Annotated in this window: 12 protein-coding genes, 1 tRNA gene and 1 pseudogene; 6 read left to right on the top strand and 8 right to left on the bottom strand. The window is 39.4% G+C overall.

Annotated elements, in window-relative coordinates:
- The first annotated feature begins 405 nt into the window (after window positions 1-405).
- Window positions 406-612, top strand: a complete 207-nt coding sequence (locus LC048_RS08980; RefSeq protein WP_226600751.1) for a YwbE family protein — start codon at window positions 406-408, stop codon at window positions 610-612.
- Window positions 613-867: 255 nt separating this feature from the next.
- Here the strand turns inward: LC048_RS08980 and LC048_RS08975 are convergent, their stop codons facing one another.
- Entirely contained in the window at window positions 868-2,013 is a 1,146-nt protein-coding gene (locus tag LC048_RS08975; protein WP_226600750.1) for a cation:proton antiporter, read from the bottom strand.
- 339 nt (window positions 2,014-2,352) lie between these two features.
- Between LC048_RS08975 and LC048_RS08970 the strand changes: the two genes are divergently transcribed.
- Entirely contained in the window at window positions 2,353-3,246 is an 894-nt protein-coding gene (locus LC048_RS08970) for a YitT family protein (RefSeq protein WP_226600749.1), read from the top strand.
- A 96-nt stretch (window positions 3,247-3,342) separates the two neighbouring features.
- Here the strand turns inward: LC048_RS08970 and LC048_RS08965 are convergent, their stop codons facing one another.
- Together LC048_RS08965 and LC048_RS08960 are read right to left on the bottom strand one after the other, a co-directional pair.
- Window positions 3,343-3,876 (bottom strand): GNAT family N-acetyltransferase, encoded by a 534-nt coding sequence (locus LC048_RS08965; protein ID WP_226600748.1) that lies wholly within the window; start codon window positions 3,874-3,876, stop codon window positions 3,343-3,345.
- A gap of 258 nt (window positions 3,877-4,134) precedes the next feature.
- A complete protein-coding gene (locus LC048_RS08960) occupies window positions 4,135-4,395 on the bottom strand; it encodes a DUF1292 domain-containing protein (protein ID WP_226600747.1) in 261 nt (86 codons plus the stop codon).
- A gap of 177 nt (window positions 4,396-4,572) precedes the next feature.
- Between LC048_RS08960 and LC048_RS08955 the strand changes: the two genes are divergently transcribed.
- From LC048_RS08955 to LC048_RS08945, 3 genes are all read left to right on the top strand, one after another.
- Entirely contained in the window at window positions 4,573-5,388 is an 816-nt protein-coding gene (locus LC048_RS08955) for a YitT family protein (RefSeq protein ID WP_226601034.1), read from the top strand.
- A gap of 219 nt (window positions 5,389-5,607) precedes the next feature.
- A tRNA-Arg gene (locus LC048_RS08950) sits at window positions 5,608-5,681 on the top strand.
- A gap of 289 nt (window positions 5,682-5,970) precedes the next feature.
- Entirely contained in the window at window positions 5,971-6,615 is a 645-nt protein-coding gene (locus LC048_RS08945) for a phosphatase PAP2 family protein (protein WP_226600746.1), read from the top strand.
- Between the two features lie 136 nt (window positions 6,616-6,751).
- Here LC048_RS08945 and LC048_RS08940 read toward each other — a convergent pair.
- Window positions 6,752-8,111: pseudogene (locus LC048_RS08940) on the bottom strand (IS1182 family transposase).
- Between the two features lie 349 nt (window positions 8,112-8,460).
- The gene (locus LC048_RS08935) at window positions 8,461-9,816 is read right to left on the bottom strand and encodes an amino acid permease (RefSeq protein ID WP_226607360.1); all 1,356 of its coding nucleotides are present in this window, start codon (window positions 9,814-9,816) and stop codon (window positions 8,461-8,463) included.
- A gap of 140 nt (window positions 9,817-9,956) precedes the next feature.
- Here LC048_RS08935 and LC048_RS08930 point away from each other — a divergent pair, with 140 nt between their 5' ends.
- Window positions 9,957-10,151, top strand: a complete 195-nt coding sequence (locus LC048_RS08930) for a hypothetical protein (RefSeq protein ID WP_226607363.1) — start codon at window positions 9,957-9,959, stop codon at window positions 10,149-10,151.
- A gap of 200 nt (window positions 10,152-10,351) precedes the next feature.
- Here LC048_RS08930 and LC048_RS08925 read toward each other — a convergent pair whose 3' ends face one another.
- From LC048_RS08925 to LC048_RS08915, 3 genes are all read right to left on the bottom strand, one after another.
- Window positions 10,352-10,699 carry a hypothetical protein gene (locus LC048_RS08925; protein ID WP_226607365.1) on the bottom strand — a complete coding sequence of 116 codons (348 nt, stop codon included), beginning with the start codon at window positions 10,697-10,699 and terminating at the stop codon, window positions 10,352-10,354.
- 154 nt (window positions 10,700-10,853) lie between these two features.
- Complete coding sequence (locus LC048_RS08920) at window positions 10,854-11,684, bottom strand: ABC transporter permease subunit (protein ID WP_226607367.1); 831 nt, start codon at window positions 11,682-11,684, stop codon at window positions 10,854-10,856.
- Window positions 11,677-12,588, bottom strand: a complete 912-nt coding sequence (locus LC048_RS08915; protein ID WP_226607370.1) for an ABC transporter ATP-binding protein — start codon at window positions 12,586-12,588, stop codon at window positions 11,677-11,679. The genes LC048_RS08920 and LC048_RS08915 overlap by 8 nt, the downstream gene beginning before the upstream one ends.
- Window positions 12,589-12,655 lie beyond the last annotated feature (67 nt).

The following is a 12,655-nucleotide window of genomic DNA, read 5'->3' as shown; positions in this document are numbered from 1 at the left end:
AATAAGCTTTTTGCGGTTTGTTGATGCTGGTAGAACCACCTGATCCTCATTCAAAATCAAATATTAATTAATGAATATTACTTTTAATGATAACAGGGCAACATGTTCATGAATGAAGCCCTACTTTATAATAATGTAAAAAATGGTAGAATTGAATACTCATCGATCGTTTTATATTATTTAAAAGAAAGACTCTGTTAAAGCCCAATGTTGATTCTTAATCCTGTTGATTGTAGTGGAAGGCGCGTAGACTCCTGCGGGATCAGTTGGACAGATGAGACCCCGCAGGAGTGAAACGACGAGGAGGCTCAGTGCCAACCCCGCGGAAAGCGAAGCGCCTGGAACGAAAATCAACAGCCAAATTTAATAGAGCCAAAAGAAAAGTAAATTAGTGGAGGGTTATTTATGACCAATAAAAAAGGTGGAAGAAACCGAAATGACATTAAACCCGGCTTAAAGGTGAATATTGTTCTGAAAGGTGACCAGAAAACAGGAAAACTTACTCAAGGCATCGTAAAAGATCTCCTTACGAATTCAAGCACTCATCCACATGGCATTAAAGTAAGGCTTGAGGATGGACAAGTTGGTCGTGTAAAGGAGATTTTGGAGTAGATAGAGATTTTATCCTATTGATTCTTCTATACTGTGTTAGAATGCAGGTTAAAGTACGCAGAAAGGTAGTTTTGACTTAAAAAAGACTGATTTCGTAAAGATTGTTGTAAAAATCCTATAGAGGATTTTTTATTGTGGTAAGAAGCCAGTTTGAAGTTCCGAATTAAATGCGCAAGCTCTTTTCTCATATTAAGCTTTAGTTTTAAGTTTGAGAAAAGAGCTTAAAAAAAGCATTAAAGAACTGTCCTTTAATGCTTAACTTGTTTTCTCTTGCACTTTTTCGACAATCAGCTTATTCAACCTCGGTGCGAGCTGGAACATGATCGTCCCGATGATGGCAATTACTAAAATATAAACGCTCGCAAAAATCTTCAGTTCTCCAGTTGCCAGTGCAGCTATAATTACAGAGAATTCACCTCTTTGAGTAAGAGATAGACCTGCCTTCAAGGAATCACTTCTTGAAAGTCCGTACCATTGTCCTCCAATATATCCAACAATCAACTTATGAATCAATGACCAAAGGACGAGAACTATCAATAGCCCTAAATAGGGAATGTCGGTTGTCATTTCAATATGAAGACCGAAGTTCAAGAAGAAAAAAGGAAGGAAAATATTCCTTACAGGTAATGCTGCCTTTTCAACCTTGTCCTTAATGGAAAGCTCAGAAAGCATCATCCCTGCAAGAAAGGCACCAATTACCTCTGACAAACCGAGCAGCATTGCTACGCCTCCGTAAGTTAACGCAATCCCGGTGATCAATACAATAAAGATATCATCCTGCTTAATCTCTTTTAATATTGATTCTGCCTTTTTAAAGACCACTCTTGCAAAGAACACAGCAACACTTGCGAGAAGACTAATTTTTAATAGGATCATCACAAAATCGGTTACCGTAAATCCCTCTCCAGAAAGTCCAATCAGTACGGTTACAAGAATTGGAGCAATTAGATCCTCGAAAACAAGGATAAGAAGCATGAATTCTGATTCTTTGTCTTCATCCCTTTTTTTATCTACAAGCAGTTTTGCTGTAATAGATGAGCTTGTAGCGTAGACAATACCACCGACAATTAATGATGATATCCAATCCAGCCCGAACAGCAGGCTAATTCCTGCAGTGACAACAATTCCAAGAAAAGCATCCAGCAAACCGCCTTTCCATACTTTGGCGCTATTAGTAATAAGCCTGTTGATAGGAAACTTCATACCTAATATAAAAAATAATAAAACTAATCCAATTTCTCCGGCCACTTCAATAACTTTAGATTCTTTAATAACCAAGGATAAAATGAGACCAAGCAAAATATATAATAATATATCTGGTATTTTTATTAATTTGATTCCAATCATCCCTATAAAGAAAAGCACTAAAAGAAACAGTCCAATGACTAAAGGCAAATTCAATCTGCAACAACACCTTTTAAATTTTTAAAAGCATTAACTTTCCTTTTTACTACCCATTTACAACAAAATCAACACTGGAAAATTAAGAAAAGCGCATGCGCCTTGATCAGCCCCGACAAGCGCTGGAGGACCTGACAGTGAAGTCGTCCTTTGACTTCATTGGCAGGACCGAAGCGTCTCGAGGGGCTAGGCGCTGGAGCTGAACACTAATCTAAGTACAAAAATTTTATATTTTCTTATTCAGTAAAATAAACAAAGGTCTTTTATTTAGTTAGGTTTAACAATTATGATAAAATTAGTTATACAAAATTATTGGAAGATTCTTATAAGGGGGAAGAAATGATCAGCATTCCAGAACAGGCCCTTGTCCAGCAGCAGCATAAGGGCATAACGAAAACCAAACTCGCAAAAAGAATTTTTTTCATCATATTAGGTGCTGTCCTGATGGGCGTTGGAATTGAGGAATTCCTTGTCCCGAACAGAATTCTTGATGGCGGTATTGTTGGTATCTCAATCATCCTCTCACATTTAACAGGCTGGCGCCTCGGCTTCTTTATTTTTGTCCTGAACATTCCTTTCTTTTTCATCGGCTATAAGCAAATCGGAAAAACATTTGCACTATCCACTCTATTGGGAATCACTGTCTTATCGTTAACCACTAGCTTCCTTCATAATTGGCCTGTATTTACAGAAGATTTGCTTCTTGCCACTGTATTCGGAGGAATAGTATTAGGAGCTGGAGTGGGAATTGTCATTAGATATGGCGGGTCACTGGACGGAACTGAAATCCTCGCAATCCTGGCTAACAGGAGGCTGCCCTTCTCTGTCGGAGAAGTCATTATGTTTTTCAATATATTCATTTTTGGTACGGCAGGATTTATCTTCGGATGGGACCGTGCAATGTATTCCCTCCTTGCCTACTTCATCGCATTCAAGACGATTGATATAGTCATTGCCGGCCTTGATGAATCGAAAGCTGCGTGGATTATAAGTGATCAGCATAAGCAAATAGGCGAAGCCATCATGGCACGTCTTGGCCGCGGCGTCACCTATTTAACGGGCGAAGGTGCATATACGGGCGATGATAAAAAGGTGATTTTTTGCGTCATAACCCGTCTTGAGGAAGCTAAATTGAAATCCATCGTCGAGGAACTGGATGAATCAGCCTTCCTTGCTGTTGGAAATATTGCCGAAGTGCGTGGTGGCAGATTCAAAAAACGGAATATCCACTAGTATACTGTGAAAAACAAAAAAGCTCAGAAATCTGAGCTTTTTTGTCTTTATCCAGATGAAATTCTTCAGTATATGTAATAAGAAGGATGCTTATTTTCAGTTAGGTGCTAATAGAGAGAATACATTGGTATCATAGGATACTCCTGCTTGTACGATATAATTTCTCAGAATTCCCTCGTCTTCAAATCCGAGTTTTAGGAGCAGTTCATTTGATCTTCTGTTTTCAAGAAATACAATTGCACCAATTCTTTTTAAATTCATCCCCTTTAAGCCATACTCAACAGCTTTACCAACAGCTTCTTTTGCTAAGCCTTTTCCCCAATAGTATGGGTTAAGCTCATAGCCTATTTCTGCTCTCCTATGTTTTGTTGACAGAGCATGAAAGCCAACAGTGCCAATGAGTGTTTCTTGGTTCTTTAATTGGATTCCCCATCTTATCCCTTTATTTTCATTAAAGCCTGCTTGGAAAGAATGAATGAGGCCTCGTGCTTCTTCAATGTTTTCGAGCGGTTCAGACCCATAGTGTTTCATCACTTCAGCATGTGAAAAATTGATAAATAAATCCCTAGTATCCTCCTCCGTAATTTCCCTGAGAGTGAGCCTGTCTGTTTCTAAAATAGGAAATACCATATGTCCCCCAAATTTAATAATATGATTCTATTAATTTCTATATCATGCATTAAAATTCCTTTTACGAAAAGCGCAAGCGCCTTGTTCAGCCCCGACAAGCACTGGAGAGCCGACCGGTGAAGTCGTTCTTTGACTTCGTTGGGCGGACCGAAGTGACTAGAGGGACTAGGTGCTGGAGCTGGACACTAATCTAAGGTACAAAAATTTTATACTCCCTTTCTTATTCATTAAGAAAGCCGCCCCGTTGGACGGCTTTTCTCAGTTTTCTGCTGGTGCGGCATCAACAGCAATTTGATATGCATCGAGTAAATCTGATTTCTCCATCTCGCTCTCGAGGCCAACGAGGTATTGATCACCGCCTTGCTCCTCTACCCTCATTAATACTGTTCCTTCTTCGTCCCTAAGCATCGCAAAGGATTCTCCATTCATTTCGAATAAAGCTTCTACCTCAAACTGCCTCTCCTTCCCACTACCATCTGTAACTGTAACCAGATCCCTGATTGAATCATTTTTCAACATGCTCACCTCCAACAAATCGTCATTTTTATCTTTCCCTTCAGCAAACTTAATATGACTCTTTAGTTTAAGGGCACTCCAAATCAAAATTCTTAATGAATTTAAAATAAACTTTTAAATTCATTTCTTTATTTTCATCTATATAATATTTTTTACACACTGTTATTTTTGGAGGCGGCGATCTTGAAGTCAGCAGGAATTATCATTGGTTCAATCATTGTTTCATTTGCATTTAATCTCTTCCTAATCCCCCACGGAATCATGAGCAGCGGGATCAGCGGTCTTTCCATCATTTTGTCAATGCTAACATCGATTAATACCGGTATTTACAATTTTCTTTTGAATTTCCCCCTATTAGTCTTAGGGTACATGAAACTGGGACGTAAATTTATTTTTTATACAATCCTTTCTGTCATTACAATTTCTATCACTCTTTATGCTATTCCAGTGTTTAAACTTGCTGAAGATCCGATACTTTCTTCAATATTTGGCGGTGCAATTGTTGGATTAGGTATCGGGATTATTTTCCGTTCCTCCGGTTCATCTGGGGGCTTCGATATAATTGGGATGCTTTTGGCAAGACGCAAAGACTTTCCTATGGGAACACTGTTATTCGCTATGAATTCAGTCGTTATTTTGTTATCTGGATTTTTGTTTAGCTGGGACGCTGCGTTAAATACTCTTGTATCCATCTTTGTTCTCGGGAAAGTGATCGATAAAATTCACACACATCACGTTAAGCTAACATTGATGATCATTACCAGAAAAGGTGAAGAAGTAAAGCAGCATTTATTGAAAAATGTCTACCGGGGGGTAACGGTAATCGACTCTGTTGGCGGTTTCTCAAATGAGAAGAGCAACGTAATCATTACAGTCATTTCACGATATGAGCTGACAGAGGTCAAAACACTAATAGAAGAAATTGATCCGGAAGCTTTTGTGAATATCACCGAAACACTGGAAGTTATGGGGCTTTTTCACCGAAAGCAACACTAAGAAGCTGTGTACTCAGCTTCTTCTTGTTACTTTCTTTAATTAGAGGAAAATTTATCTTGAATTTTTTTTTAGATTCATCTTATAATAATTGAGTCGCTGCAATACGAGTGATACAAAAATCATTTTAAAATTTCTTCAGCGTACTCATCGAGCCGCTTCCTGATTTACATTCTGAGATGAGGACGGGATTTTTTACTTTCTCAATCTCTCAATAGTCATGTCCCAGTAGCTCAGCAGGATAGAGCAACAGTTTCCTAAACTGTAGGTCGGGAGTTCGAATCTCTTCTGGGACGCTTAAAACCTTGATTTTATATCAAGGTTTTTTTATTTATTGTTACTAATTTTCCTTATTTCTGCATCCCACAAAACATTTTCAGGCCCCATTTCCATTCTAAACATTTATTTTGATAACAGAACATCAAGAAACTGTTAGTAAAATGGAACTAAACCAATTTTGGATACGTCTATTATTAGTGAAGAAAGTTTTTATTCTATTAATATATCAATTATTTGTTTTTGGAATAAAAAAGCTTATTTGTGGTATTTATACACAACAAGCAATTTAGCAAAAGGGGCATTAACATGAAAACCAAAATAAAAGAGTTACCCTATTTATTATTTCTGCTGGTGATGCCAGTATTAGGTCTAATTTATAAAATCTTGAATAACAACCCTCGAGATGCGGTCATCCTTTCTACCAATATTGATGATAAAATTCCTTTCCTTCCAGTCTTCATTTTACCGTATATCATTTGGTACGCTTTTATATTGGGTTATTTAGTTTATTTTTGGTATAAGGATACTCGTGTATATTTAAAAACACTGACAATGATTGTTATTGGAGAATTAGTATGCTTTCTCATTTACTTTTTCTTCCAAACAACTGTACCTCGCCCAATCCTTGCTGGTGATGGGATCCTTATTGAACTGGTCGGCATGATTTACAGTCATGATCAACCATTTAACGCTTTCCCGAGCATTCATGTACTAACTACATTTGCCATCATTCTTGGAAATATCAATATTCGCAATAAACATATCATCCATTCACTCTTCGTACCGGTGATGGGCTCTTTGATTATAATTTCTACTTTGTTTGTTAAACAACATTATATCCTCGATATGTTCGCATCCATGTTTTTAACTTCGTTTATCTATGGCATTGTTTTCGAACTTTTTGAAATTAATGTTACTGAAAAATCTAAAACGGCTTATGTAAAAGACTGAAGGATCTCTTCAAAGAAAAGAGCTGCGATTGCAGCTTCAGTTTGTAGACAAAAGGGGTTCGGAATGCTCTCATTCCGAACCCCTTTTTGGATTTCATCGAATTTTTCTAAGGAAATAGACTCTCTTTGCTATACTTTTAGGCCATTACTGGACTTCTCCATGTCCAGTTGGCCATCTTCTTCAGGTTCAATGCAGCGAAAGTAAGCATCGCCTGCATCGACAATTTTTTTAAGTCCCCTTAGGGTTGTCCAACGCATGCCATGCTTTTCTTTTGCATCTGCGAAAACGCGCTCAATGGTTTCTTTGCGCTTCGCATAGATTTGTTTTACTTCTGGTTTGTGTCTCAAGTGGTCTACCTCTTCTACGTACTCTTGCCAGATATGGCGCGTTACCACCTTTTGGTGGTCCTTGCTTTCTGTGCATTGCGCTAAAAACGGGCAGTTGGCGCAGATATGCTTGGGGATTTATATTCACGATATCCCTCTTTAGTGGTGGTTGAATACTTCAAGATTTCACCGGCAGGACACAAGTAACAGTCGTAAAATTCGTCATATACATAGTCATATTTACGGAAGAAGCCATCCTTCGTTCGTGGTCGGGTATAAGGCAAAGCCGGGGTCATTTCATTTTCCATCAGAAACTTCGTAATCGCTGGTGTTTTATAGGCTGCGTCGTACCGCAACAGCAGTAGGCTTTCCAACTTTCTCTATCACTTGTTCTACCAGTGGCTCAAGAATCAGGCTGTCATGCGTGTTACCAGGTGTCACAATTGTCCCCAGGACAAATCCGTTACGATCTGATGCCGCATGGAAAGAGTAGGCAAACTGCTTTGTCCGTTCGTCCTTGACGTAGTATCCACTCTCAGGATCGGTCGTACTTTCCTTGATTTCCTTCGTTTCTTCCTTATCGAACTTATCAGGTGGAAAAGGTTCCTTCCCATGGTCTTCCCGATCCAGATTGATCTCTTCCTGGAGTTTCTCTTGATACGCCCGTGTTTCCTTACGCACCACTTTTTTCTCGAATTTATGTTTATTCGCACTGGCTTTTACGTGGGTTAAATCAATGAAGACGTGTTCTGCACTAATAAGTTTCTTATCAGCTGCGGTCTTAAGAATTCGATAGAAGATCTGTTCAAACAAATCAGTGTCTTTAAAACGGCGTTCGTAATTCTTCCCGAAGGTGGAGAAGTGGGGCACTTTATCATGGAATCCATAACCCAAAAACCAGCGGTAGGCCATGTTCGTTTCTACTTCGGCAATGGTCTGGCGCATGGAACGGATGCCGAATGTATATTGAATGAATGAGAGTTTAATCAGAATAACAGGGTCAATGCTTGGGCGGCCTACTTCCGAATACACATCTTTCACCAAGTCATAAATGAAAGAAAAATCTAGGGCAGCTTCCATCTTACGGACTAAATGTTCCTGAGGAACCAGTTGGTCTAAAGCAACCACTTCTAATTGATCTCGTTGGATTGGATTATTTTTCGAAAGCATGTTTATCACCTCAAGCGTTATATATATCTATACTAAAATAGACTTATGGTTAGTTCCACGTTAAGTTTGGAAGTCCTGTTGATTGGAGTGGAAGGCGCGTAGACTCCTGCGGGCTCAGCTGGACAGGTGAGACCCCGCAGACGCCAACGGCGGTGAGGAGGCTCACCGCCAGCCCCGCGGAAAGCGAAGCGCCTGGAACGGAAATCAACAGCCCCCATTCCAGCACCAACCAAAAAAAGACTGTAGACAAGCTCGATTTCCATCGAGTTTGTCTACAGTCTGGAGCTGCGATTGCAGCTTTTTTTTAGTATCCTTAATTTTTGAACTGTTACTTTTCTTCTACTTTTGCTCAACTAGCTTTATTCCATACCTTTTTCTGCAATACTAACGAAATCATCCCAATAAGCAAGACAACGATTATGCTAATAAAGAAACCCATACGTATACTCTTTTCCATAATCGTCCCGCTGACAGCAGCCAGGATAAGCACAATCCCGATAAAGGAAATGAACTTTCCCCATGCTTTTAATTCAAGTAATTTTAGAGCAGAGATTATGATGAAAGCCCAATTGAATAAAATCAGGATGCCTGCGGCCGTGGTAATATACTCATAAATTTTTCCCGGCAGCAGCAGTGCTGTTATAATGGAAGCAATTAACCCAGCAACAGCAAGTCCCAGGGATGGAAGGGGCAATTCTTTTAGTTTTTCAATTTTCCTGGAGAAAACTTTTGGAGCATCTCCATCTTCCGCCAGTGCAACAAGCAAGGTAGTTACACCAAACAACGATGCTGTCATAGTCGAGAAGCCTGCAACGATGATGGCTGCATTGAACACATGTGGAAAGAAAGCCAGATTATACGGATTGAGTGCTGTGACAAAGGGACTTTCTTTATGATGAAAAGCACCATGAGCTGCCATGACGACTGCTAATCCCAAAGCTAGTACGTAAATGATGACCAGTAAGATCAGCATGATGATTCCAGCTTTTGGAGCATCTTCTTTATTCTTCAACCTTGTCGCCATAAGTCCGATTACTTCAATCCCTCCGTAGGCGTAAAATGCATAAATCAATGATGACCAGAAACCTTTAAACCCCTCAGGAAACAGTTTTTGAGCAGAATTTGGCACTACCACCTGTTTTGTTTCAAAGTTGAACAATCCAAAAAGGGCTGCTGCTGCTATTAATATAAACATGATGATTGCCGCAGTTTTAATAATCGCCAATAAATCTTCTACCTTGTCAAAGCCCTTATTTCCTGTCAGGACCACCGCAATAGAAAGAATGGCATAACCAGTAGAGAAGAGCCATAAAGGGATGTTAGGGAACCAAAACTGAGATAAAATTGAAAGAGCTGTAAGCTGGCTTCCCATAATGAGAATATTGGAGCTCCAGTAATTCCATCCGCAGCTGAATCCAGCCCATTGACCATATGCTTTTTTGGCATAATAGCAAAACGAGCCGTCCTGAGGATCTACTGCTGTCATTTTTGCCAGTAAATTATATACCACGTATGTGCCGATTGAGGCGAGGATGAAAGAAAAAACAATTGATGGTCCTGTAACTTTGATTCCAATGGCTGATCCCAGAAAGAAGCCAGTTCCAATTGTACATCCTACACCAATCAGTGACAGTTGCCACCACTTTAAATCCCCTTCTTTTGCACTACTACTTCCCGACTTTGATGATGGCAGAAAATAATCCATTGATGCACCCCCTTCTCAACAAGTATTATCATTCGAGAATCTAATACTTTTTATGTATTATCAGTCAAGGCAGAACAAAAAGAGCAAGCTCACCGTTCAGCCCCGACAAGCGCTGGAGAGCCGACCGGTGAAGGCGTTCTTTGACTTCACCTGAGCGGACCGAAACTGAAATGTATAGCCGACTGTCCAGAAACGGAGAAACTGGAGACTCCGACAAAGAAGCGCTTTTTGGTTCTGCCGGCGGAGTTGAAGTTTCGGAGTTTCTAAGAGGTGACACTAGACAATTCGAAAAGCGGAGGCGACTGCCCAACTCCAACAAGCGCTGGAGGGCCTGACAGTGAAGTCGTTCTTTGACTTCATAGGCAGGACCGAAGCGTCTCGAAGAGTTAGGAGCCGCAGCTGGACAAGGGACTCGAGGGGCTAGGCGCTGGAGCTGGATTAAGATAACTCATTTTGTTATCCACCACAAGAATGTTTTATAATTTTTATAAGCAATAAAAAAAGCCGAATCCTGGGGAGTCGACTTTTTTTCATCTTATTTCTTGCTCTTTTCTGATTCGGAGTCCTTACTTAGACCAGTCATTGTGCGATACATCTGGGTGTACATACTTCCTTGCACTATGTTTTCAAGAAAGAATTCCCCGATGAGCTTTTTGTACTCCTCATCCTCAAACATCTTTTTGTTTTGCAGCTCCATTTCGGCAAGTCCCTCATACGTTGAAATCAGTGCATAAGTGTGGTCATCACCAGATATTGGCGACAAAAGCTCCACTCTGTGATCATATTGCTCGTTACGGAAGTTTTGGATTAAACGTAAGTTTTTAATTCCGTCCGGAAATTTATCCTGTTTTATTTCAAAGGTTTGATAAACAATAACAGTCATACCCTATCCCCCTGTGATGTGATCGATAGGATTAGATTTTTCCAAAGTTAAACAATCTATACATTTTAGATTCAGTGATGCCTTCGATATTCTACTCTAATCAGTTAACTGAGCAGTCCTTTGACCGGGTGTGATGACTCTGTACTATCTAAAACTATATTTGCTTTTCAAATAAAGTATTTCGATCATTATATTTAGTCATCATTTTTAATAGGATTAAATTAAAAAATAATACGATAAGACCTATTAAACCAAGTAAATAAGGCTTAATGATTAAAAAACCCGTTGCCTGGCCTATAAAGAGTGCCATGATCGGAAGTATTACGATTCCCCCGAGCTGCTGTGCCTCCTGAAATCCTTTTGACCTGGCAGAGACGAACACATTCACGAGGATAGTGAGGATGGTAATGACAGGGACAACCCATAACATCAGGATAAGCCAATTCGCATTAGGGAAAATGAAATAACCAAACATATTATAAGTAAAGCTTACTGTGATGACTCCAAACAGTAAGAAACTCACCCAAGTAATCATGATTGATGGAATGAAGGCTGAAAGAACTTTCCCAATAAATAATTCCTTCACTGTAATCGGAGAAAACAACAGTGTTTCCATGGTCCTTTTTTCTTTTTCCCCTACAAAGCTATGAAGAGCAATCATCATAGCATTGATGGTTGGTATTAGTAAAAAGATCGAACCAAGCAGGTAATTCACAACCACGAATATAATTTGGTGTTCCAAACTCGGGAGACTGCCTATTATTTCCCCGCTCTTTGTACCCTTTAGACCTTTTACTACATTGTCCACTAAATCAAGCAACTCTGGTGAAGAAAGTGGAACATTTTTAACCAAGAGAATAAAAGCCAGCGGAAATATCACCGAAAAAATCAGTGGCAATAAGATCATCCCCAGCCACACCTGAGCCGAGCTGGTGATTCCCCTGATATCTTTAGCAGCTATAAGCCATATTAACTTTTTATTCATTGACCCCACTCCTGATCTTAAAATATAAGGATTCCAAATCGTTATTTTCAATTTCCACATGGTGAACCCAAAATTTACTGATGATTTTTTGGAGCAATGGAGTTATATGTTCACTCGAAGGCAATACAAACTGCAAAGTATGATAATCTTTCACTAAGACTGGATAACCTTCCCATATAGGTTCTGTGGGCATTAAATTAGTAAAAACTTTCAATTTTATTTGTCTCACGTACTTTTTTTGCAGTTGATTTATTGTCCCGTAATCTGAAATTTTACCGTCATTTAGAAAAAAGTACTCTTTACACACATGCTCTAGCTGGTGCAAGATATGCGAACAAAGAAATATGGTTGTTCCTTCCTTCTCGTTTAAATCCTTGAGAAACTTAAGCACCAGTTTTATTCCTTCTGGATCAAGCCCATTCGTAGGTTCATCAAGAAAAAGGAGTCTAGGTTTATGGAGAATCGCCTTGATGATTCCCAACCTGCGCTTCATCCCCGTACTATAAGCACCTACTTTCTTATGCATATGCTGTGTAAGTTCAAATTCCTCTATGTAAAGGTGGATTTGTTTCAGATCAAACTGTCCATATAGTTTTGAAAAGAAGATTAGATTATCAAGACCGGACATTTCATGATAGAGACCTGCATTTTCAGTTAGAATTCCTGTGTCTTTCCGAACTGTGTCTCCTTCGATTCCCGGGTCCATGCCAAGGATTGACAACTTACCAGCTGTTTGGTTGATCACACCATTCATAAGTCGAATCATAGTAGTTTTCCCAGAACCATTTGGACCAAGAAGGCCAACAATATCCCCTTCTTTAACACTCATTGACACGTTGCTAAGTACCACTTGGTCACCGAAATATTTTGAAACTGCATCCAGTTCGATTACACTTTGCGACATTCTGTTACCCCCTGTTATCAAATAGCACTTTTTTATAAGACGGCCAATATAAAAAATGGTTCAAAGA

Source organism: Mesobacillus subterraneus, from assembly GCF_020524355.2.
Taxonomy (GTDB): Bacteria; Bacillota; Bacilli; order Bacillales; family Cytobacillaceae; genus Mesobacillus; species Mesobacillus subterraneus_C.
The sequence above is the reverse complement of the archived record's forward strand: the minus strand, read 5'-3'. Positions and strand labels throughout refer to the sequence as shown.